General features: G+C 68.8%; 26 protein-coding genes. All 26 read right to left on the bottom strand.

Annotated features, from left to right (window positions below; all coding sequences use genetic code 11):
* Positions 1–36: 36 nt before the first annotated feature.
* Positions 37–474, bottom strand: coding sequence for a hypothetical protein (locus ACH5AF_RS02785; protein WP_398899531.1), 438 nt, complete (start codon positions 472–474; stop codon positions 37–39).
* Between the two features lie 10 nt (positions 475–484).
* Positions 485–3,886: a hypothetical protein gene (locus ACH5AF_RS02780; protein WP_398899530.1), complete on the bottom strand. Its 3,402-nt coding sequence runs from the start codon at positions 3,884–3,886 to the stop codon at positions 485–487.
* A gap of 2 nt (positions 3,887–3,888) precedes the next feature.
* Entirely contained in the window at positions 3,889–5,862 is a 1,974-nt protein-coding gene (locus tag ACH5AF_RS02775) for a hypothetical protein (protein WP_398899529.1), read from the bottom strand.
* Complete coding sequence (locus ACH5AF_RS02770; RefSeq protein WP_398899528.1) at positions 5,863–6,138, bottom strand: hypothetical protein; 276 nt, start codon at positions 6,136–6,138, stop codon at positions 5,863–5,865.
* Between the two features lie 50 nt (positions 6,139–6,188).
* Positions 6,189–6,602 (bottom strand): hypothetical protein, encoded by a 414-nt coding sequence (locus tag ACH5AF_RS02765; protein ID WP_398899527.1) that lies wholly within the window; start codon positions 6,600–6,602, stop codon positions 6,189–6,191.
* Positions 6,603–6,615: 13 nt separating this feature from the next.
* Entirely contained in the window at positions 6,616–7,044 is a 429-nt protein-coding gene (locus ACH5AF_RS02760) for a phage tail tube protein (RefSeq protein WP_398899526.1), read from the bottom strand.
* A 1-nt stretch (position 7,045) separates the two neighbouring features.
* Positions 7,046–7,384, bottom strand: coding sequence for a hypothetical protein (locus ACH5AF_RS02755; protein WP_398899525.1), 339 nt, complete (start codon positions 7,382–7,384; stop codon positions 7,046–7,048).
* Positions 7,385–7,425: 41 nt separating this feature from the next.
* Complete coding sequence (locus tag ACH5AF_RS02750) at positions 7,426–7,842, bottom strand: DUF3168 domain-containing protein (RefSeq protein WP_398899524.1); 417 nt, start codon at positions 7,840–7,842, stop codon at positions 7,426–7,428.
* On the bottom strand, positions 7,839–8,255 hold the full coding sequence (locus tag ACH5AF_RS02745; RefSeq protein WP_398899523.1) for an HK97-gp10 family putative phage morphogenesis protein: 417 nt from the start codon (positions 8,253–8,255) through the stop codon (positions 7,839–7,841). The genes ACH5AF_RS02750 and ACH5AF_RS02745 overlap by 4 nt, the downstream gene beginning before the upstream one ends.
* Position 8,256: 1 nt before the next feature.
* Positions 8,257–8,604, bottom strand: coding sequence for a phage head closure protein (locus tag ACH5AF_RS02740; RefSeq protein WP_398899522.1), 348 nt, complete (start codon positions 8,602–8,604; stop codon positions 8,257–8,259).
* On the bottom strand, positions 8,601–9,197 hold the full coding sequence (locus tag ACH5AF_RS02735) for a hypothetical protein (protein ID WP_398899521.1): 597 nt from the start codon (positions 9,195–9,197) through the stop codon (positions 8,601–8,603). The genes ACH5AF_RS02740 and ACH5AF_RS02735 overlap by 4 nt, the downstream gene beginning before the upstream one ends.
* A gap of 13 nt (positions 9,198–9,210) precedes the next feature.
* Entirely contained in the window at positions 9,211–9,498 is a 288-nt protein-coding gene (locus ACH5AF_RS02730; protein ID WP_398899520.1) for a hypothetical protein, read from the bottom strand.
* A gap of 47 nt (positions 9,499–9,545) precedes the next feature.
* The gene (locus ACH5AF_RS02725; protein WP_398899519.1) at positions 9,546–9,926 is read right to left on the bottom strand and encodes a hypothetical protein; all 381 of its coding nucleotides are present in this window, start codon (positions 9,924–9,926) and stop codon (positions 9,546–9,548) included.
* Positions 9,927–9,942: 16 nt separating this feature from the next.
* On the bottom strand, positions 9,943–10,785 hold the full coding sequence (locus ACH5AF_RS02720) for a P22 coat protein - protein 5 domain protein (protein WP_398899518.1): 843 nt from the start codon (positions 10,783–10,785) through the stop codon (positions 9,943–9,945).
* A gap of 20 nt (positions 10,786–10,805) precedes the next feature.
* The gene (locus ACH5AF_RS02715) at positions 10,806–11,534 is read right to left on the bottom strand and encodes a hypothetical protein (RefSeq protein WP_398899517.1); all 729 of its coding nucleotides are present in this window, start codon (positions 11,532–11,534) and stop codon (positions 10,806–10,808) included.
* A gap of 47 nt (positions 11,535–11,581) precedes the next feature.
* Complete coding sequence (locus ACH5AF_RS02710) at positions 11,582–12,547, bottom strand: hypothetical protein (protein ID WP_398899516.1); 966 nt, start codon at positions 12,545–12,547, stop codon at positions 11,582–11,584.
* Positions 12,544–14,037, bottom strand: a complete 1,494-nt coding sequence (locus ACH5AF_RS02705; protein WP_398899515.1) for a phage portal protein — start codon at positions 14,035–14,037, stop codon at positions 12,544–12,546. Before ACH5AF_RS02705 ends, ACH5AF_RS02710 begins: the two co-directional genes overlap by 4 nt.
* Positions 14,038–14,047: 10 nt before the next feature.
* Positions 14,048–15,676, bottom strand: a complete 1,629-nt coding sequence (locus ACH5AF_RS02700) for a hypothetical protein (protein ID WP_398899514.1) — start codon at positions 15,674–15,676, stop codon at positions 14,048–14,050.
* On the bottom strand, positions 15,660–16,130 hold the full coding sequence (locus tag ACH5AF_RS02695; protein WP_398899512.1) for a hypothetical protein: 471 nt from the start codon (positions 16,128–16,130) through the stop codon (positions 15,660–15,662). Before ACH5AF_RS02695 ends, ACH5AF_RS02700 begins: the two co-directional genes overlap by 17 nt.
* Positions 16,131–16,314: 184 nt before the next feature.
* Positions 16,315–16,665 carry an HNH endonuclease signature motif containing protein gene (locus tag ACH5AF_RS02690; RefSeq protein WP_398899511.1) on the bottom strand — a complete coding sequence of 117 codons (351 nt, stop codon included), beginning with the start codon at positions 16,663–16,665 and terminating at the stop codon, positions 16,315–16,317.
* A gap of 2 nt (positions 16,666–16,667) precedes the next feature.
* The gene (locus ACH5AF_RS02685) at positions 16,668–16,898 is read right to left on the bottom strand and encodes a hypothetical protein (protein WP_398899510.1); all 231 of its coding nucleotides are present in this window, start codon (positions 16,896–16,898) and stop codon (positions 16,668–16,670) included.
* A gap of 64 nt (positions 16,899–16,962) precedes the next feature.
* A complete protein-coding gene (locus tag ACH5AF_RS02680) occupies positions 16,963–17,349 on the bottom strand; it encodes a hypothetical protein (RefSeq protein ID WP_398899509.1) in 387 nt (128 codons plus the stop codon).
* A gap of 127 nt (positions 17,350–17,476) precedes the next feature.
* Entirely contained in the window at positions 17,477–17,656 is a 180-nt protein-coding gene (locus ACH5AF_RS02675; protein ID WP_398899508.1) for a hypothetical protein, read from the bottom strand.
* 20 nt (positions 17,657–17,676) lie between these two features.
* Positions 17,677–18,054, bottom strand: a complete 378-nt coding sequence (locus tag ACH5AF_RS02670; RefSeq protein ID WP_398899507.1) for a hypothetical protein — start codon at positions 18,052–18,054, stop codon at positions 17,677–17,679.
* A 31-nt stretch (positions 18,055–18,085) separates the two neighbouring features.
* The gene (locus ACH5AF_RS02665) at positions 18,086–18,310 is read right to left on the bottom strand and encodes a hypothetical protein (RefSeq protein WP_398899506.1); all 225 of its coding nucleotides are present in this window, start codon (positions 18,308–18,310) and stop codon (positions 18,086–18,088) included.
* A 146-nt stretch (positions 18,311–18,456) separates the two neighbouring features.
* Positions 18,457–20,535, bottom strand: coding sequence for a cell division protein FtsK (locus ACH5AF_RS02660; RefSeq protein ID WP_398899505.1), 2,079 nt, complete (start codon positions 20,533–20,535; stop codon positions 18,457–18,459).
* Positions 20,536–20,555 lie beyond the last annotated feature (20 nt).

The following is a 20,555-nucleotide window of genomic DNA, read 5'->3' as shown; positions in this document are numbered from 1 at the left end:
AGGCCCCGACGATGCGGGGCGGCTTTGGTGGGCTGGTCAGATGGGTTCGTCGATGTACACGCCGTCCAGCAGCAGCGCGTTGGCGTTGTTGCCGGCCTCGGTTGGGACACCGGCCCTGATCTGGCCGTTGGTCTGCAGCGTCATCCGGATCGGGAAGAAGTCGCTGCTCGCGCTGCACACGGCCCAGCCGTGTTCGACGGTGGGCCGGTAGCCCGCGTCGAAGGTGAAGACGGTGGTGTCCGTGTTGGCCACGAGCGTTCCGGCCGTGATCGAGATGCGGCCCTTGTACTCCCAGCGCTCCTGGCCCAGCATCTGGATCTTCCGCAGCATCGGCGTGTTCGAGCCTGCGGTGAAGCCGCTGGCGAAGGTTCCCAGGTTGGCGAAGCTGGTCCACTCCATCAGCTCCTCGATCAGCTGCGTGCCGAGCAGGTCAGCGGTGGCGTCCTGCCCTGAGTAGAACGGGGTGTAGGCCACGAGGCCCTCCTTACAGGGGGATGACGACGGGGTCGGCGAGGCGCAGCGGTGCGGCCGCGGCGTGGGCCTTGACCACGCCGTTGACGGAGCGGGTGACTGTCATGCGCTGGGGGGTGGCCATGGCGAGGTTGTCGTATCGGATTACCGGGTTGACGTTCGTGGTGCCCGCGGAGGAGATCGAGCGGCAGCCGACCTGTCCGGCGGCGGTGAGGGTCGCGTCGGTGGTGTCGACGAGCCACCGGCCGGGCTCCGAGCCGGATGCGAGCCAGGCCCGCGCCCGCAGGGTCGTCCCGTCGCCCTGGAAACGGAGCCGGTAGGAGGTGCCGGCGGCGACGGTGAGCGGCACGGTGTACGCCGCACCGAGGGTGGCCTCCGCACCGGCCGCGCGCTCCCGGATGGTGAGGATCAACGTGGACGACGTCGTGAACTCCAACCTGGCCGTATAGAGGTTGTTCAGGTCGACAACTCGGGCCATCAGCCCGGCGAAAATGGACGCGCCGGTGGGCAGGGCACTGATGGCGATGTCCACCTGCATGTCGAAGTCCGCCGACGGGCCGGCGAGCGAGCTACGCCGGGAGGTGTTCGTCGTCGTCAGCGTGTGCGTGCCCACGCCGGCGCTGACGGCGTAGTCGGTGGCGCTGCCGCCGGATGTGGTCCACGCGCCGCCGACGTCCGCCGTACCCCACCCGCTGGCCACCGTGCGGCCGAACGTGTCGGTCACGGCCTGGGTGATGGCGGTGACGGTCATGCGCTCCCCGCCGACGGCGACGTCGAACGGGAAGGCGCCCGGGTCCTCGGCCGTCGTGATCCAGCGCGGCCCTTCGGTCGTGGCCACCGTGAGCGCGGTGTCGTCCGCGTCGATCGAGGCCGCCAGCTCGCATCCGGCGGTGTTGAGCTTGGAGTATCCGGAGGTGTCCAGCTGCAGCACGTCATAGGGCTCGCCCGGGGCGCAGTTGAACGTGATGGACCATTCCTCATCACCCATGGTCTCGGTGTAGCCGCGGATGATGAGGTCCACGTCGTCCGGCCCGTAGTCGGCGGGCAGGTTGGTGATGCGGATCTTGTCTCCGACGTCGGCGCGGAGGATGTCGTTGACCATCGCGTACACGCGGGGGTTGCCCAGGTTCAGGGTCAGTTTCGCGTAGCGCAGCCCGTCGAACGTACCGACGTGCATGATCCAGTAGGCGAGCTGGTCGGCCTGTGCGTCCTCGGCGAGGGACAGGGTGTGCGCCCGGTCGTACCGGCCCACGCCGTCCGGCGGATCAAGGACGGACATGCGCCCCTCTTCGAGGACCGCATACCCCTTGCCGCCGGCCTGGCGTTGGACCTGGACGTCGTTCTGCGTGTCCTTGTCGTCGTCCGTGGGCCGGAACGGGGCGCTGATCAACCCCTCGGTGAAGTCGAGGGTGATGACGGGCTCCTGGTTGTACAGGGTGGCCCGCCCTCGGTAGATCAGGGCCCGGTCGTCGCGCTGCTCGAGGACGTAGCCGATATCGGCTTTCGCCGCGGTGTTCAGCGTGTCGAGCATGGTCTCCATGCTCTGGAAGCCCATGGCGGTCTGCTCGGACGGGACGCCGGACATGGACGCCGTCACGCCTGCTTCCTCGCACACGCGCAGCACCCGGGTGCCGGCGGCCTCGCCGGGATGGCCCAGGAAGGCCTCGTAGACGGCGGCCGCTGTCGGTGCGGCGGGCCCCCAGTAGGTGATGTAGCCGTTCGAGGCGGTCCCGTCGGTGACGGCGGACGCCCACCAGCCGGGCTTGATGGAATAGGCGGCCTTCCCGATGGGGGCGTAGGTTCCCGTGGCCCGGGACACGCCGTCCACGTAGATCGCCCAGGCGGTGTTGGAGCCGCCAGGGGTGACCATGAGCCGGATGTGGTGCATCCCCTCGTCGAAGACGCCCGCGCCGGTGATCGTGGTCAGCAGCGTGGAGGATCCGCTGACGTCGTCCACGGAGGAGCCGGTCAGCCGGATCTCGTCGCTTCCCTGGACCAGGGCCAGATACCAGCTCTGGCGGGTGTTCCCCACCACGCCCGCGCCCCGGTCGGTGACGAGGAGATCCTGCTCGGTGCCCATCCCGGCGAAGAACATGTCGACGGACCAGCCCGTCGCGGCGTCCGCACTGTTCGGCACATAGCCGAGGAGGGTGCCATCGGTCTCGGCGGGGAACCGGGCGACGGGCTCGATCCACTCGGCGAGCGTGCCCTCACCCCACTGCACCGCCCCGCTGCCGAAGTCGATATGGGGAGTCATCGGCGATCCGCCGAGGAGGGAGGCGCCGCGGCTCGAGAGCTTCCGGTCGGTGAGCGGCCAGCACTCGATCGGAGCGTTGGCCCGGATGAAGCGCAGCAGCGCGGAGTCGAGCGGCTTGTTGCCGGCGCCGAGGCGTCGCATGATCCCGGCTGGGGAGATCGTCGTCGTGCGGTCGTTGCCGGACAGGTCTCGCTCCGGCGGCCAGGCCGGCACCTCGCCCGCCATGCGCACGTGCCGGGTGGACAAGGTCGCGGTCCCGGTCACCGACCACACGAGGCCAGTGGCGTCGGTGAACGAACTGCCGCCCGCGGCGGCCTGCGCGGCGGTGTCGACGTCAGCGACGAGGGTGCCGTCGATGCCGTTCCGCACCTGCAGCCCGTATGCCCGGCCCTTGAGGCGAGTGATCCCCGACGTGCCGTCCGGGGTCAGCGAGACCTGATTGTCCCCGATGTACAGCGGCGCGGCCGCGTCGAACAGGGACGTGGTGCCGGAGCCGGTCGGGGTGACCGGGTCGCCGAGCGGGTTCCACACCTGCGCGTTCAGGCTGTTGGAGGTGTAGAACCGGACCTGGCAGCCGCCGGCGCCGTCGTCGACGTCCAGCGTGGCCCGCACTGTCAGCCGCTGCCCGTGGTGCGCGGGCACGGCGATCGTGGACTCGGCCCACCGCTGCGCGGCCGAGAGCCCGGTCGGTGACCACCAGAGGATGAGCTGCCCGTCGGCGCCCGTCGCGAGCGCCCAGTGCAGGTGTCCGCCGGCGGCCCAGCGGATGGCCAGCATCTGCGGGTCGCTGTAGTCGAGCAGTGCCACGTCCACGCGGACGTCGATGTCGCCGAGGACGTCCAGGGCCGCAGAGTTGGGGGTCGATACGGAGTGGATGCCGGTGGCGGTCATGTCCAGATGCGGGCCGCCCGCATCGACGGAGAGGCGGATCGGCGTGTTGCGGCCGATCAGGTCGTACAGCGGCGAGTTGGGGTTGCGGGGACTGTAGTCGCCGGAGCGGTTGTCGACGGTGGCCTCGGCGGCCATGGGGTTGGCGCGGCTGCCCTCGGAGGACACCCCGCGCTCGATGGTCAGGGCTGTCGACTCCCGCAGAGAGATGGCATGCCACTGCCCGTCATAGAACAGCTCCGTGGTCCGCGGCGGCGGCAGGGACACCATCGTCAGTCGTCCTCTCCTGCGTAGCGGGCGACGGATCCGCCGGCCCGGGTGCGCACCTCGTACTTGAACGCGTCGGCGAACGCCGAGCCGTCCACGGAGGCGGTCACACGGACCTCGATCGGCTGGACCTTGCTGACGGACGGGGCGCGCATGTCGCCGTGCCCACCCATGCTGATCATGTGCTCGAGCTTGGACAGCGGCAGGACCGCTTCCTGCTCAGCCCCCTCGCCGATCATCGCCAGCGTCGGCCCGGTCGTGACACCGCCCTCGGCGAGGTACGGGATGTACGGGATCCAGGGGATGTTCACCCCGGGCAGCCGGTTCGCGTTGGCGATCAGCTTGTCGTTGATGAAGAAGATCCCGTCGTTGACGAGCCCGATCGCCCCGTTCAGGGCGCTCTTGAGGCCGTCGGTGACGAAGTTCCACATGCCCCTCGCGCCGGAGGCGAGGCGACCGGGGATGCCGGCGAACCAGCCGACCGCGTCGTTCCACTTGTCCTTGACCCACTGGACGCCGTCGCCGACCCAGCCGGGGATCTTCTTGGTGAAGAAATCCCTCACCGGGTTCCACACGTTGCGGACGATCCAGTTCCAGCCGTCGGAGAAGACGCCGCCCAGCCATGCCCACAGCTCGCTGGCCTTCCTGGTGATCCAGCCCCAGGCCTCGCCCAGCTTGTCGACGATGTAGCCCCAGGTCTGGGCCGTGGACTCCTTGATCTCGTCCCACTTGATGATGATCAGTGCGACTACGGCGATCAGGGCGATGATGCCCAGGATGATCCACGCGACGGGGTTGGCCAGCATCGCGATGTTCACGGCCCACACGGCGATCGCGAAGATCCCGAATGCGACGGCGAGGCCGAGGACGATGGGCACCAGGATCTTGATCAGGCCCGGGTGCTCGTTCATGAACGTGCTGACCTTCTGCAGCGCCGGGGCGAGGAATTCGCCGAGCGTGGTCGTAATCTGCCGCCAGATCGAGTTCAGGGACGCCGACGCGGCAATGTTGTCGGTCAGCTCCTTCGACGAGCCCGCCGCCTTGTCCAAGCCGTTCGCGGCGGCCGCGCCGGAGGCGTTCAGGTTCAGCAAGCTGTTTCCCATGTCCTCGCCGGGGCCGCCGAAGAGAGCCGCCTGCAAAGAGGTGCGCTTCGTCTGGTCCTCGACATCCTTCAGCGCGCCCGTGACCTTGTCGAAAGCCTCAGTGCCCTTGCCTTCGTTCATGAGTTTCTGGATCTCTTTGACGTCCAGGCCCAGTTCCTTCAGCGGCTCCTTGACCTTCCCAGTGTCCGCCATGAGGAGAGTGAACTCCTTCAAGGCGTCGCCCATCTTGTCCAGCTCGAAGGTGGGGTTCTTCGCCGCCTCGGTCAGCAGTCCCATCATCTCGGGGCCGGTGAAACCGAGCTGTTGGAAGAACTCGCCGTACTCGCGGGTGAGTGACGGGAGTTCCTCGCGGAACGCCTTGGGCAGCTTTTGCGCGGTCGCTGTGAGCAGGTCCATGGCCTCGGTGCCGTCCTTCGCCAGGCCCGTCTTGATGAGGGTTCCCATGGCCTGCGTCGACTCGCCGACGTCGAACTCGAAGGTGTCCGCGAGGCCGATCGCGGCCTTCGTAAGCGAGGCGAGCTCCTTGTCGCCGACCTTGCCCATGCCGCCCAGGTTCGAGGCGACCGCGCCGAGGGCTTCGTTCACGCCGCCGATCGAGTCGGAGAACCCGGCCGAGAACACGTCACCGGCGATGGTGCCGGCGCGGGCCGCCTCCTCGTCGTTGAGGTTCAACTGGTTCTGCAGCTTGGTGTTGGCTGAGCTCGCGTCCATTGCGTTGGTCAGGCCTGCGATGAACAGTCCGCCCGCGGCGATGCCGGCCGCCGCGGCGGGTGCGGCCAGGCCGTCCATCTGTTGGTTGACCTGCTCGGTGCCCTCCTCGACACCGGTGGTGTCCATCCCGATGCGTACCAGGAGTTCGTCCAGGACCGGCATCATTCACCCCCTGCGTGTATCGGGCTGCTTGTCGAAGCGGGCCTGCAGGCCCTTCACGGCGGCGAGCAGTTCGTGGCCGGTCTTGCGGGGCCTGGCGCTGCGGGACCATTCGACGATGTGGTCCTTCAGCCGCGGCTTCTTGCCCTTCTTCATGTGCGGGGCGGCCACGTCCATGCCGAGCCGCGCGAAGAGCACGTCGAACCGGCGCGGGCCGATGGGCCCGTACAGGTTCTGGTAGGCGACCAGGTGGATCATCTGCTCCTCGGTGAACCGGTCCATGACCTCGTCCGGCGGCAGCTGGTACGCGGCGGACAGGTCGTAGAGGAGCTTCAGCTCTGGTCGCCGGCGGAGTTTCCCTCGGCGTCCTTCACCTTCTGGGTGAAGTCCTTGTCGTCGTCGGACAGGTGGCGAACGAGGTTGAACAGCCCGTTCACGATGCCGGCGCTGCGCTTGGACAGGATCGAGATGCCCTCGCGCAGGTCGGGGAAGACGAGCTCGTCCGTCTCCTGGTCGCGCAGCGCCTTCGCCACGATCTCGGCCTTGTTGGACCGGATGCTGACCTCGACACCGGACGCCTGGTCCTGTCGGGTCACCTTGGACAGCTTGTTCTGGTACTGCTCCCAGTCGCCGGCGGGCAGGCCCGTGACGCGGAACATGACGCCGGGCGCCCACTCGGGGATCTCGACATCGTCCTGCACCTTGATGTCGGCCGCCTGGCGGATGAGGTCCTTCAGTGATGCCACGTGGTGCTCCTGCTCAGGTCGCGGTCAGGGTGGGCTTGCCGGAGATCTTGAACGTGGCGGTGCGCTCCATCTTGTCCTCGGTCGGGTACTCGTCTCCAAGGTCGGTGATCAGCGCGGAGAACTCCCAGGTGTGCTCATCCGCGTCGCCCGGCAGGATGACCACCCGGTAGTCGCGCAGGTCGTCCTCCTCGAAATCCGAGTCCAGAGCCGTGTGCGAGGTGGCGCCCGGGTCGTAGTTGAGGGTGATCTCGACCTCGCCGCCGTCCTTCAGGCCCTTGATGAACTCGCGGTACTTGTCCGGGCTGTCATGGGCGGTGACCTCGATCGCCTCACGCGACCGCGACGGACCGCTGATGTCGGTGACGTTGGCGATCAGGCCGAAGACGCCGGCGCCGGTGGTGTCACGCAGAAACTGCGTGCCGAATGCGTCCCTACCTGCCATGTCAGGCTCCCAGTTTGATGACGGCGACGGTCACCGTCGTGACGGCGTCGTAGGTGATGGAGGCGCGGTCGGTGGCGCCGCGGAAGACGTTGGTCAGCGGGATGATCCCGGTGTCCCCGGCGGCGACGACCAGCGTGGCGTCGGCGACGGCGTGGCCGTCGACCGTGCCGGGGGTGGCGATCGTGGCGGTGCGGGTCGCGGCGCTGCCGTTGATCAACACCAGTGCGTAGCCGGGGCCGACCGGGGCGGTGTCGCCGCCGCTGGACGCGGCAACGGCCGCCGCGGCGAGGTCTGCGAGGCCGCCCACGCTGGTGACGGTTGTGGCTGTCAGGGTTGCCATGGAGAGTTCCTGTCTGCGTGCGCGCGCTCAGGGGCGGGCGGTTACGGGGTCTGCTCGGTGAGGGTCCGGTACCTGAGCACCAGGTGCCGGATGTCGCCCGGCGGCTCGGGATCGGTGAGGGTCTGTGAGAACTCGTACCGGGTCACGACGTGGTGGAGGCCGCTGATGGTGAGCGGCTGGTGGTCCAGCAAGGCGTTGACCCGGGAGCCGATCTGCAGCACGCGCCGGAAGCCGCGGTGCTGGTCCCACACATGGAGCGTGGGGACGGTCTGCCGGCCGAAGCGGTCGTGAGCGTTGTCCGGGGTCTCGATCGCCTCGCCGATCACGATGTACGGATAGACGGCGTCCTCGGGCACGTAGTCGTACACGCCGGTGGCCATGTCCATGAGCGTGGCGTCGCCGGTCAGCTTGGCGTACAGCGCCGTCTGGACGGACAGCAGCGGCAGGGGTGAGGTCACGGCAGCACCTTCTTCACCTCGGCCTTGATCCGGTCGCCGATCTTGGTGCGCTCCTGCTCGAGCGCGGGACCGAGCGACGGGTTCGCCGGCATCTTCTTCGTGCCGAACTCGTGGTAAATCGCGTACTGGTCGTCGGCGTCCCACCAGCCGACCTCGGCGAGGACCTCGTTGTTGCGGTAGCGGGCCTTTACCGAGTTCTGAAGGTTGTGCGAGTCGACCCGCACCTTCGCCTTGACGTCGGCGACGACCGCCTCGGACGCCTCCTTGACCGCGCGGAAGCACGCGTGCCGAATCGACGTCTCCAGCTCCTCGAGCTGGTCGGCGAGCCGGTCCAGGCCCTCGATGCTCACGGTCACCGGCCCCTGGCGGCGAACGCTCCCGCCGCCGCCGCGGCCGCCACGGCGCGGTGCCATGTCAGGCTCCCTCCGTCTGGATCAGCTGGCACGCGGCCTTTGAGTAGACGGGTGTCGACGGCTGCACCACGGACAGCACACGGAACACCTGGTCGGTGCCGAGGGAGTCCGTGCCGCGCAGCTCGTCCCCGCGCCGCACGTTGGCGCGGGGCTGCAGGAACACGGTGTGATCGTGCTCGCTGCCCGATTGAGCGGCCAGCATCCGGTCCGCGTTCGACGGCTGGTCGACCTTGGCCCGCACGGTGCCCTGCAGGACGAGCGTGGTCTCTTGCCCGCCGGCCCCGTCATCGACGGTCGTGGGCCGGTAGACCTCAAGCTGCCGGTTCAGGTACCGGCCGATGCGACTCACCGCGACCTCGCCGAGGAGATGCCGCCGCCGAAGCGGGCGGCCAAGCGCTCGCGCCAATACTGCGGCAGGTCCATCTCCGTGACCCTGCCATCGTTGGCGAACGTCACGGCGTAGTCGCCGATCCGCTCCGAGGTGACCACCTTGTCCGCGCTCAGGGCCTCGCCCGTCTCGAGCGACCGGTACGCCGTGAGCGCCGCCGCGACCATGCGGCACACCAGGTCGACGATGTCCGACTGCACGACAAGCAGACCGTGCGTGTAGGTGACTTCGACCTCGGACGGGCCGTCGCAGTTGGTCCACCCGGCCGCGCGCCACAGCATTCCGGAGCGCAGCCGCCAGTCGGTGACTGCCTCGCCGTCCAGTTCGACCGTGGCGACCGAGGACACGGGCAGGCCGGGAAGCCGGAGCCACTGCCCGTGCTCGCCCTCCAGCGTCACGGTCGACGTGGTCTCAGAGATCGGCACCCCGGCCGCCTCACGGACAGCCTGCGAGGCGACGTCCAGGTAGACGGCGACGAGCGCGGACTCGGACGGATCGATGGTCAGGCCGCGGGCCTCAAGGTCGGCCACCGCCGCCAGCGGGTCCAGTGCCACGGTGGCCTCCCTCTCAGCTGACCAGGTCGATCAGGTCGGCCTTGGTGTAGTTCGCGGCGTCGTCGGCGGACAGGCGCCCGGTCCGCACCACGTAGGCGATCCAGTCGGCCTTCGGTGCGTTGACCGCAGGCCGGTCCCCGGCCGCCGCAGGCTCCTGCGGAGCGCTGTCTGGGTCGTCGGGTGCGGCTGCGGCCGCCTGGCCTTCGGTGCTGCCGTGGTACGAGGAGCCGTCCGGGTTCACGCGGGTGAGCTGGCCCCGGGCGAGACGCTGCTCGACCGACTCGTGCAGAGGCAGGTCCATTGCGTGAATCCCGCCGCCTTCTCCCCGGATATAGATCGTCTCGGTCATCACGTGGCCCTCGGAATCCGCAGGACGTCGATGGTGCCGACGAAGCCGGTCTCGAAGTCGACGTGCAGCGATCCGTCCGACTGCAGGAACCGGCCGCTTTCGAACGGCCCGAAGTAGCGGACGCCGGAGGTGAGGGCGACTTCGACGGTGAGGTCTCCCTGCCCGGCCGCGAGGGCGGGCGGGTTGTCCCCGGCGCGCACGATCATGTCGTGCGCGGTGCCGTCGGTGTGAGTGACGCGGATGACGGTCAGCTCCGGGACGGCGTCCTCGACGACGACGCCGTTGGTGACGAGGGTGGCATCCACGGTCGTCGGCCCGGTGGCGCCGTTCAGGGAGCTGTTGGCGACCAGGTTGCGGTACGCGACTGCTGTGCGAGGCATGAGTTCAGTTCTCCGATCAGGTCTTGGAGGCGACGAGGGTGACGATGTGGTCGGGGCGGATGACCTTCGCGCCGTACAGGTGCAGACCCTTGATCGCGTCGGCGAAGCTGTTCTCCGGCCGGTAGGCCTCGGTCTTGTTGATCTGCTCCGCGAAGGAGATCGCCTGCGGCACACCGGCCTGGACCACGTAGTCGTCGCCGGTGGGGTTCGGGGCCTGGTTGGACTGCGCCAGGTTGAAGCCGAGGGTGCGGCCCACGAAGCCGTTACGCAGCGGCTCGGTGGAGCCGGACGCCGAGGCGTCCAGGTACTTGCTGCTGTCCAGCAGCAGGGAGAAGAACCAGTGCGGGCCGACGAGGTAGCGGCCCTCATCGGGGATGTCCGCCTCGTCCATCCGCAGCTTCATCTGCCGGATCTGGGCGTAAGCGAGGTCCGCGGTGGTCACCGAGACGGTGCCCAGCTGGTTGGCGGTCGCGGCCTGCGTGTACAGGTTCGCGATGTAGGAGTCGGCCACCTTCGCCAGCTGGTACGCGGCCCTCGACATGGCCTCGGGCATCACGCTGCCCTTCGCCTGGCGCTTGTCGACGTCATCGACCTTGAACGCGAAATACTTGCTCTGGTCGACCTGCAGCGTGCGCTGCGCGTCGGTCAGCTCCTCCGGAGTGATGACCGTGGAGTTCGCGGTGTAGGTGCCGATCGTCGGGTCGGAGATCGAGGTGATCCGCACGATGTCGCCCGACTCGGAGATCTCACCCTCGTAGTCGCGGTTGACGACGCCAGGCTGGCCGTAGACGAGCCGGGTCCGAGTGCCGACGAGCAGTCGTGCACTCCAGACCTCCGGCCGGAAGCGGGTGATAGCCACGGTGTGGCCTCCTTCTTGGGTTAGCCGGCGCCGAGGTAGTCGTCGAGTTGGCCCGCATCCTGGGCCGCGACGATCTGGTCGGCGCTCATGGTTTTGAGGTCGTTCTTGGTGAGCTGCTTGGGCCGGCCTGCCTTGCGCGCTGCGCCGCCGTCGCCTGTGCCCTGGAACCTCTTCGCCGTTGCGGCTGCCAGGTAGGGCTTGGACTTGATGAGGTCCTCGATCGCTTCCGCGACCTCTTCGCTATCGACGTTGCCGTCGTCATCGACCTCGAACTGGTCGAGGTCGAGGAACTTGTAGGCGTCGGCCGGATCTGCGAGCTTGCCCGCGGCCGCCGCCTTCACCTCCGCACGGAGAATCCGGGCGTTGGCCTTGGCGAGGGCGTTCTGCTCCGCCCTGCGCCGCAGCTGCTCGGCCTCGTCGGCGCCGTCCTTCTCGGCCAGGCGCTGCTCCAGCTCCCTGGCCCGGGTCCGTTCCGCGCGCCACTTGCCCTTCATCGAGGCGAGTGCGCGCTTGCCCTTGTCGCCGAGCTCGTCGGCGCCGTCCGGGTCCGGCTCCTCGTCGTCCTGGCCGGTGCCGGCATCACCATCGCCGTCGTCGCTGTCGCCCTGGTCGTCGTCGCCGGTGCCGACGTCGTCGTCCTGGTCGTCGCCGTCGGCGTAGAACACGGGCGAGAACGGGTTCACCGGGTAGGGATGCGACCACCCGGGCGCGTGCGCGCGGGCCTGGCGGGGCAGGGTGCGGCGGTTCATACGATCTCCCATTGCGGGTGCGGGCCCGGGCGTTGCGCGCGGGCGGATCAGACGATGTAGCTGTGCTGCCGCAGCAGCCGCACCGCGTGCTCGCGGTCGTCGGCCAGGCGGAAGATTTCCTCAGGCATCAGCCGGGGTGTGCGCGAGAGGCGGTACCGCTGGCCGGGCACCTTCTCGAAGTTCTTCAGCCGCTTGCCGGCGATGCCCCGGCGGGTGATGCCCTCGCTGGTGGCCAGCACCTGGCGGCCGAACACGGTGGCTGTGGCCATGCCGCGTCGGGCGTTGACCAGTTGCTCGAGGTCTGCGCCCTCTGCGAGGGCTTTCGCGCCGGCCTCGCCGAACGTCTTGCGCTTCTGCGCGTCGGACATGTCGGCGACCAGCTGCCGGGTGGTGGGCGGCGTTGGGCGGTGGTCGCGGGTGACGGGCTCCATGCCGCAGGAGCAGCGCGGGTGCCGCAGGAACGCGGTGCTGGTGCCGTACTCGTTCCCGGCGAGGATGATGCAGCGCGAGCAGGCGCCGCCCTCCACCACGCGGATGTACGACGTCACGCCCGGACGGGAGACCATCCCGACCTGATCCGCGGCACGGCCCGCATCCGCCACCGCGGTACGGACAACCACATCCAGCAGCGCAGAACCGGACGCCATCGACTGCGCCACAGGCTTGCCCGCCGTGACCAGCCGCAGCGCCGCCCACATCGGGGCCATCAGAACATCCGCGAGCGGGCGGCCTGAGCCGTCCACGCCGGTGAGTGCCGCCGGGTTGAGACGATCCGATTCCGGCTGCTCCGGATCGTGGCCGAGGAGCGCCGCCAGCCACGCCTCCGTCGTCTGCGCCGCGGCCAGCTGCCCGCCGGACACGATCGCAAGGACCCGGACCAGCAGCGCCAGCCACGAGGCGCGGATATTGTCCCGGTCGACCTGCCGCCACGACTGGCGGGCCGCCCGCGCCGTTGCTTCCGCCAGGCGGCGCCGCGCCTCCATGTGCGCCACTGCCTGAGGCGACGGGCTCACGGCGCAGGCTCCGCTTCCGGCTCGTCGTCGGTGACGTGAGTAGTACTCACCTCATCCTCGGTGGGCATCGGCCCGGCGCCGCCGGTCATCTGCCGGGTCAACTCGGTGACCGGGTCGGCCTCCAGCTCGGCGGCCTTCATCTCCATCATGTCGGCGACCTCGGTCGGCGTGAGCCCGTACCGCAGGGCCAGCCACTCGAAGGGAAAGCCCAATTGCTTGAGCTTCAGCAGCGCGTCGGCCATCTGCGCGTGCGAGCGGGACTCCGAATCGGCCCACATCACCCGGCCCGACCGCAGCGCGGATGCTTTCGCGTCCTCGCCCTTGGCCAGGGCGATCAGCCGCGCCATCTCACGCAGGCCCTGCCCGAACCACAGCTTCTTCTCGTCGACCCGCTGCACCAGCCCGGTCTCCGCGGCGAGCAGAGCGTCCGCGGACAGGTTGGCCATCTTGCCGATCAGGTAGTGCTGCGGCGTGCGGGTCTGCGCGGCCAGGTGCCCGACCGCGACCTCGATGATGCCCGTGTACATGGCCAGGTTCGCGGCCTGCCACTCTGCAATGCGCGCCTTCTCGCCGGAGAACATCATCACCCTGTCGACGGCGAACTTCTGGATGTCGACGTTCTGATGGCCGACGATCTCCCCGGCGCTGTTCAGCTTCGGGATCTTCGGCGGCTCGGTCCCGAGGATCACCCGCTGAGGGAAGCTGGCGTAATCGGACGCTGTGAACAGCTGCGCCCACAGCAGGTTGATCGCGTCCTGCATCGCGATGACGCCCCGGACGTCGGAGATCGGCTCGTCGACGAGCATCGGCTTGTTCGGCAGCTCCACCATCGGCACCACGCCCATGGGGTTCGGCTGAGGATTCGGCTCGTCGCCCATCTCCCGCGGCTTCCACCGCTTCAGCTCCTCGTCGACATCCGCCTCTTGCGGAGACTTGTCCTGCTGCGCGAGGGGGCGGCAGAACTTCCACACCTCGTCCTTCAAGTACAAGGTGGCGTAGTCCTCGTTGCCATCCTGCCAGCGCTTCAGCGCCGCCCGCCGGTGCCGGCGCGACCCAGGTTCGTAGGCCACGATCGACTGCGACGCGTCCTCGAAGGTGACCACCGGCATGTTCGGATCGTCAGGGTCACCCCACACCAGGACGAAGCACCGCGATCCGGTGACCGCCCCGAGGAAACCCAGCTGCGAATCGGCGTCCAGACCGTTGACCTGCCAAACCTCCCACAGATCCTTGTCCGCGGACGTCTCGCCCAAGGCGAGGAACCCAGTCACCGTCAGCCGCTCCACCGGGCTGTCGGCCACTACCTGCACCCAGTTGTCGGAGAAGTCGCGGTAGCGCTCCCCATGGAATTTCGCGAACTCGTCCGACGCGAACTTCAGCTTCTGCTGGCCGCGGTAATACGCATTGTGGACGTCGATCTCGCCGCGCCGCCGGATCAGTTCGTTCTCCAGCAGCGCGACTAGCTGGAGAGCCTGCCCCTCCGTAGCCATGGGCCCTCCATCATGCTCCGTAGTAGTAGGACACCTGCCGCTCGGCCAGGCCCGCGGCGATGACGTCACCCAGCGCCTCGTGGGCGAGGATGCTCGGGATCGTCGCGTCGATCTTTTGACTCGGGCTCGCCTTGCGGAGCACGTAGCGGTCCATCGGGCGGGACGCGGCTCGCGTGTTCGCGATGTGCGTCTCGGTGATCGGGCACCCGTCATGCGTGAACCCATCCGCGTCGCGCTTGAGCACGTCGGTACGCAGGCGCTCACAGGCCGAGTGCATCTGCACGATGCGCCGGGTGTGCCAGCGGATGACGCGCTCCTCGCCGTACTTGTCGACCCACTCGTCGATCTCCGTGTCCCAGTACGGCGGGTCCGCGTACAGCCGGACCACGTCGTACCGGTTCATCAGCTGGTCCATCGCCGCGCGGACCTCGGCGCGCGGGACCTGCCCGCCGTAGTCGGCCGGGTTCCAGATCGTCGGAGCGTCGTCGTCCCCGTGCAAGGGCGTGAACTGGTAGCCGTCCATCGTCTCGGCCCGGATCGCGGTCCAGTCGTCCATGTCCGAGCCGTCGAACCCGAGCACGATGCGGGTCATCGGCCGCACCCGCTGAGGCTTGGCCTTCGCCGCCCACTTCGCCGGGTCCAGCCACGACGCCGACCCGGCCACGCACCGGTTACCGAAGAACCGTTCAGCCTGCGCCGGATCCTTCTCCATGATCTCGGCCGCCTCAGCCTCGATCGCGTCCAAGTCGACGTGCGCACTACCGGCGTACACGATGCTGTGAATCTTCCGGCGCTGCCGCTTGTCGCCATACGACAGGGACCGCGGGGGCTGCGGGTGGTACCGGAAGATGTCCCTGCGCTTGGACTCAGACGTCGTCTGCGCCACCGACTGCTCGGATGGATCCCACCCGTTCGTCGTCTCCATCGACCGGCCACCCATGCCGGCCGCGCCGCGGCGCTGCGTCTCAGCGACGCGGCGCAGCTTGTTGGCCGTGGTGTAGAGCCCGGTCTCGTCCTGCATCGCGAAGACGATCGGGTTCCCCAGGCGGGAGAGAGCCGAGGACGTCACGACGTCGATTCGCCCGTCGTTGCCGACCCGGGTGAACTCCTCGCCAGCTTGCATCAGCTCGTCGAGCGGGCCGCGCTTCACCATCGAACGGAGCGGCCGGTACACGTTCGCGACCTGATCCTCCGAGGTCGCCGTCAGCTGGATCAGCGGCGTCGGCCACGGCACGCCCATCGGCTCACCGGCCGCGTACTCGTACCACCAGCCGCACCCGCAGCCGTGCTCCGAACACCGGTACCGCTCGCCGCCCTTGGCCCAGCCGTCGAACACGACCGGGCCGGCAGCCTCGGCCAGGACGATCGTCGCCGACCACGGCCCCTTGCCCGTCTTCTGCGGAGCAACGACCTGGCTACGGCGGTAGTGGAACGCAGGCGCCAGCTGCCCGACACGGGCCTCCGGCTTCACGCGGTAGTGGTTGACCGTGCACCACAGCTGCCACGGGTACAGCTCCATGGGCTCGCCCACGCGGAAGCCGTCCGGGATGGGGCAGTGGTGCTCGATCCAGTCCGGGACGATCCACAGGGTGGGGAAGTCGACGACGAACTCGGCGGCAGCCTCAGCTGCCTTCGCCACTGGGCACGACCTTCAGCCGGTCGCGTGCCGACGGGCGGCGCACAGGCTCCGTCACCAACGCCACGGGCTCCTCGAGCGCCGGGGCGATCTTCCACCGGTTCCTGTTCATGCCCGCCACGCTCAGGCCCAGGCTGTCGAGGTATCCGCGCACCATCTTCTTCACGTCCACCCGCGCGTCGGCCCGCTCAGCCTCGGCCAACGTCCGGACGAACAGCGCCACCTCCAGCTCCTGGCCCATGTCCTCCCATGCCACGGCCTGCGGCTTGCCCCACAGGTCCTCCCACAGATCCAGCTCCCGGTCAGCGGCCGTCGTCAACGGCCACACAGGCGCCTCGCCGTCCCGCCCCTCCGCCGGCAGCGTCCGCCAGCCGCCCTTGTCGGCCACCCTCGCACTGCGCAGCGACCTCGGGTCCGGCGGCGGCCCAGAGACGGCACGTGCTCCTCCACGGGGCATATCGATCACTCCTTCAACGCTGCATTGCGCAGCACCGAGCGCCGTCACCTTGCGTGACGATCTTGACCTTCTGAACCCGGCGGACCTCCTCGCGCCCTCCCCCGCGCTGTTCCGCCCCCAGCCGGCCGGGGTCACCCCCCTGGGTGCGGCGACCGAGCGTGACGACGATCGGAGCCGGGCGCGATCAGCCCCAGGTCTCGCGGGCGGTCTTGCGGCTGTGATGCCGCTTGCTCATGGCCTGCCAGTTGGCCGGGTCGAACCCGCGCGGGCCGAGCGGGCCGAGGCCGTCGATGTGGTCGACCTCGGTTGCCAGGTCGCGCTGCAGCGGGGGGAGGGGCGCGCACTCGTCGCACTCGCAGTACGGATGGTCCTGCAGGTAGCGGGCGCTGGCGTCTCGCCATCGCCTGTCGTAGCCACGGCTGTGGGGTGTGGGGCGTGCCGCCCGGGCCTGGGTAAGGCAGGGGGGGCATCGTCCAGCGGGGGTCAGGTTCGGGCAGCCAGGAGTCGGACACACCTGCATGGCCTTCCGGGGCATGGTCAGACGCTCAGGCTCATGAGAGGAACCCCATGCTCTGCCTTGAGTTGCTCACGACTGGGCATGTCCTTACGGTCGATCCAGCCTGAGGTCCACCCACAGTTGCAGAGCAGGTGTACGCGTCCGGTGGCTCGCGTCTCGGCCCACTGCTGGCCGCGTTCGGTCACCGGGCCAGCGGTCGTCTCGACTTGGCGATAGATGGCGAGACGGTGCTGGGCGGTCCATGCGGCCATGGTGTCCTCCATACATGCGTGAGCCCGGCCTGCGTGGTGCGGGCCGGGCTTGATGTGGGGTGGGTCAGCGCTGGGTCAGCTGCATGTCGTCGAGGGTCCAGGTGTCGTCGTCCTCGGTGGAGACGGTGCAGGTGTAGTTGCTGCGGACGGTGGCCCCGAATCCGTTCTGGCTGTCGACCACGCCGACGACCTTGTACTTCCAGGGCTTGGTGTCGCTGAGGACTGTGGTCGTGGCGTAGTCGCCGTCCGTGACGCCAGGGAACTTGGCGGTGCCGGGTGACTTCAGGCGCTGCTTGACGAAGTCCTCGCACATGACTGCGGCGCTCGTGTCGAGGGGCTTGCCGTCGCCGCTGCTGCAGGCGGTGAGCGTGAGAAGTGCGGCGGCGAGGCCGGCCGTGATGGTGCGGGTGCGCATGGTCCCCCCAAGGACATTGCGGATGAGAGGGCTCATCTTCGACCACCGCACGGTGGCATGTGAGGGGAATGACGGAAGCCCCGCCGGATGGGCGGGGCTTCGATGTCTGTGTGTCCGGGCACGCCGGACGTGGTTCGAGTGTTACACCCTGCGATCAGGCTGGTCAAGCGGCCTTGGCGGCGGGGGCGTTCTGGAGTTCGTTGAGGTCGACGAGGGCGCGGCCTTGGCGGTCGTGGCCGTGGTGGGTGAGCTTGCCGCGGTGGAGCCAGACGCGGATGGTGCCGGGTCGGATTCCGGTGGCTGCTGCTGCGGCGTAGGCGTCGACGAGGAGCGGCTCGTTCATGGCTCCATGGTCGCTCACGATCAGCAGTTGCTCCATGAGTAGTCGTCGGTTGCGTCCTCGACGCATTGTCGGATTTCGTCGGTCAAGCCGCTCATGGCCGCTTGGTCCTGGGAGTCGATGACGCTCTGGGCCGTGGCCCGGGTCTTGGCGTCGAAGCAGCCGGGGTTCTGCAGTATGGCGTAAGCAGCCAGCCGAGCTTCCTCCTGTCCGGTCCCCGCTTCAGCGTCGTGGGCTGCCTTCGCTTCGGTGAGCGAGGCTGTGACCATCTGCCGCGCGTCTTTGCACTCAGCGCCTGCGTCGTGAGGGCTGGGTGCTGTCGTGCGGCCGGCTATGAAGCCGCCGCCGACGAGTAGGAGAGCGGCGAACGACAGGTACGTGGCGCGGATCGCTGCGGGCATGACGGCATCGTCCTCCGGTCGGGCTTTCCTGTCAGCGGCTTCCGGCGTCGTGGGTTCGTTGGGCGGCGTTGTGGAGGCGGCGGCCGGCGCGCAGGTGCTGACCGCGGCCGCGACAGCGGGGGCATGTCCTGGTCTTGCCGAAGCGCTCCCGTTCGCCTTCACCGGCGCACTTGCCGCACCGGGTGAACGGCTGGACGGCGCACAGCGCTGCGTAACCGCCGAGGGGGGCGAGGGCGAGGATCGTAGTGATGAACACAGAGGTCTCCCAGGGGCCTTAGGGCCGGTTTCGTGGGTGCGGCGGACCTGTGGTGCTATCTGCTGCACCACAGGTCACAGGCGGTTTGGGGTGCTAGCGAGGGTGCTACCAGTAGCAGCTGAGGGTGCTACCGGCAGACCGATGCGCTACCCCTTCTTTCCGTCACGGGCTGCTATGGCGGCGACGACGTCGGCTCGCTTGATGCCCCGCCGGGTGGTGCGCTCGCCCTCGTCGGTGGTGCCTGCCGTGCCCTGGGTGGTGACCTTGTGCGGCTTGAGCGCGGAGGTGACGTTCTCCGTCTCCCAGCCCGAGTACACGTCGGGTCGCAGCTGGGCAAGGCGGGTCGCGATGCGCTCGTTCCAGATGCGTTCCTCGTCGGCGGCCACGACCTTGAGGACGTCGGCGAGGAGGTCGTACTCGGGCACCTGGTTCTCGGGGCCCTGGCCGATGGCGTGGCCGGTGATGTTGCCGTAGGCCTCGCGCATGGTCCGGGCCCTGGCTACGACCTTCTCGGCGCCCACCGCGTCGACGAACGCCGAGGCGACGATCCGCGGGTCATCGCCCTCACCGGCCATCCAGCAGATACCGAGGTCCTTGCGGGAGAACATCGTTGCGCGGATCCCGGACTTGTAGGCGCCGGTGCTCAGCACCATGTCATTCGCCTGGTGGTTCATCACCTTCAGGCAGAACCTGAGGACAGCGTTCGCGGAGATACCCGGCGGCAGGGACTTGGCGTCAGGGCGCTGTGTGGCGAAGATGCCGACGATGCCGAGGGCCGGGCCACGCTTGGTGATGTCGGTGCAGATCGATTCGATCTCGGCTCCGTACTTCTCGTGCTCGAAGACGACCTGGCACTCGTCAATGCCGATGACGATCGGGTGCAGGCCGAGGCTCTTGTCGGAGGCGAGGGCCGGCGTCACCTTCGATTCCGGGCAGAGGGACCGCGGCAGCGACTTGATGACCTTCGCCCGGCGCCGCAGCTCGTTCTTCAGCTCCCTCAGCGACTGCACGATGTACTCGAGGTCTTCGTCCTCCTCACCGGCCCTGTATCGGTGGGCGACGGGTTCCAGTGCGCCGAGGTCGCCCGTGCCTTTGAGGTCGAACGGGTACAGCTGCGCGCGGGGGTCGAGGGCGGCGATGAGGAGCAGCAGGCGGAGCAGGAACGTCTTGCCCATGCGCGGGATGGAGCCGATGACGATCGCGGCGAACATCAGGGTGACGGTCATGTCCCGCATGCGCTGGTCGTTGCCGAACACGACGGGCCGGAACAGATCGACTTGGCCCTCCTTGAGCAGCGGCCACGCGGGCTTGGTGGTCTCGTTCATCGGCCGGTCGCCCACCCACAGGATCAGCCGGCCCTCGTGCTCGTCGGGATCGGGGCCGGGCCAGACGCAGCCGGTCTTGCGGCGCAGCCCGGACGCGAGGGCCTGGCGGGCCTCCATCACGTCGTCTGGGGTGACGCCATACGGGAGGTCGAGGTCGGCCCGGTAGCCGGGCCCGTCGCGGACGATTTCGCTGGTGAAGCGCAGCCCGTTCATATCGCCGCCCTTCTTGATGGCACCGGAGATCTTGGCGTTGCCGATGGCGTCGAGGCCGCGGAGCACGATGGAGCCGGTGAGCTTCTGTACTTCGGTCTTGATGACGGCGGGGCCGATGACGCGGGCGTCCTTCTCCTGTCCGGCGAGGCCGCAGAGCAGTACGCCGCCGGCGGCGAAGGCGTACAGGTAGGCAGGGGCGACGACGTACAGCCACAGAGCGAAACCGATGCCGAACACTGCGGCGACGAGGGTGACGAGGCCGCGGAGGCGTACCCGGCTGCCGCGGAGCTTGGCGAGGCGCATGTACTCCTCGACGTCCTCGGAGCGGACGGCGAAGTCACGGAGGGGTGCGGCTTCGCGGTCCCAGACCCACCGGTTGGTGTTGGCGATGAACCGGCAGGCGCCGAGCGGGGCCCGGGCGGCGAGGCGTGCCGAGTACACGGGGAGGCGTACTCCGTGGAAGAGGGCGGCGTATCCGACGTTGGCGCCGGCGTGGCGGGCGGTGACGAGGAAGTCGCGCCGGTTGGTCAGCCAGCCCGCGACGACGGGGCGCCGCTTCTCGTTGCGTACTCCGGGCTCGGGGAGGTTGGGGTTGTCGACGGGTACGGGCGTATCCGGCTGCTCGGGTATGGCGGATAGGGGTGTACTCGGGGCGGTGGCCTCGGCGGGTACGAGGGTGTCCGTCATGATGGTGGTCTCCTGCTGCT

The sequence above is a fragment of the Streptomyces sp. NPDC018833 genome (assembly GCF_044390825.1).
GTDB lineage: Bacteria > Actinomycetota > Actinomycetes > Streptomycetales > Streptomycetaceae > Streptomyces.
Note: the sequence above shows the minus strand (reverse complement) of the source record. Positions and strands in the feature narration are given on the sequence as shown.

What these genes read in the sequence shown, in the direction of transcription:
- ACH5AF_RS02780 (WP_398899530.1), bottom strand. Translation starts at nt 3,886, where the DNA reads ATGGTGTCCCTGCCGCCGCCGCGGACCACGGAGCTGTTCTATGACGGG.
- ACH5AF_RS02775 (WP_398899529.1), bottom strand. Translation starts at nt 5,862, where the DNA reads ATGATGCCGGTCCTGGACGAACTCCTGGTACGCATCGGGATGGACACC.
- ACH5AF_RS02770 (WP_398899528.1), bottom strand. Translation starts at nt 6,138, where the DNA reads ATGGACCGGTTCACCGAGGAGCAGATGATCCACCTGGTCGCCTACCAG.
- ACH5AF_RS02760 (WP_398899526.1), bottom strand. Translation starts at nt 7,044, where the DNA reads ATGGCAGGTAGGGACGCATTCGGCACGCAGTTTCTGCGTGACACCACC.
- ACH5AF_RS02755 (WP_398899525.1), bottom strand. Translation starts at nt 7,384, where the DNA reads ATGGCAACCCTGACAGCCACAACCGTCACCAGCGTGGGCGGCCTCGCA.
- ACH5AF_RS02745 (WP_398899523.1), bottom strand. Translation starts at nt 8,255, where the DNA reads ATGGCACCGCGCCGTGGCGGCCGCGGCGGCGGCGGGAGCGTTCGCCGC.
- ACH5AF_RS02730 (WP_398899520.1), bottom strand. Translation starts at nt 9,498, where the DNA reads ATGGACCTGCCTCTGCACGAGTCGGTCGAGCAGCGTCTCGCCCGGGGC.
- ACH5AF_RS02725 (WP_398899519.1), bottom strand. Translation starts at nt 9,926, where the DNA reads ATGCCTCGCACAGCAGTCGCGTACCGCAACCTGGTCGCCAACAGCTCC.
- ACH5AF_RS02715 (WP_398899517.1), bottom strand. Translation starts at nt 11,534, where the DNA reads ATGAACCGCCGCACCCTGCCCCGCCAGGCCCGCGCGCACGCGCCCGGG.
- ACH5AF_RS02705 (WP_398899515.1), bottom strand. Translation starts at nt 14,037, where the DNA reads ATGGCTACGGAGGGGCAGGCTCTCCAGCTAGTCGCGCTGCTGGAGAAC.
- ACH5AF_RS02695 (WP_398899512.1), bottom strand. Translation starts at nt 16,130, where the DNA reads ATGCCCCGTGGAGGAGCACGTGCCGTCTCTGGGCCGCCGCCGGACCCG.
- ACH5AF_RS02690 (WP_398899511.1), bottom strand. Translation starts at nt 16,665, where the DNA reads ATGCCCCGGAAGGCCATGCAGGTGTGTCCGACTCCTGGCTGCCCGAAC.
- ACH5AF_RS02685 (WP_398899510.1), bottom strand. Translation starts at nt 16,898, where the DNA reads ATGGCCGCATGGACCGCCCAGCACCGTCTCGCCATCTATCGCCAAGTC.
- ACH5AF_RS02680 (WP_398899509.1), bottom strand. Translation starts at nt 17,349, where the DNA reads ATGAGCCCTCTCATCCGCAATGTCCTTGGGGGGACCATGCGCACCCGC.
- ACH5AF_RS02675 (WP_398899508.1), bottom strand. Translation starts at nt 17,656, where the DNA reads ATGAACGAGCCGCTCCTCGTCGACGCCTACGCCGCAGCAGCAGCCACC.
- ACH5AF_RS02670 (WP_398899507.1), bottom strand. Translation starts at nt 18,054, where the DNA reads ATGCCCGCAGCGATCCGCGCCACGTACCTGTCGTTCGCCGCTCTCCTA.
- ACH5AF_RS02660 (WP_398899505.1), bottom strand. Translation starts at nt 20,535, where the DNA reads ATGACGGACACCCTCGTACCCGCCGAGGCCACCGCCCCGAGTACACCC.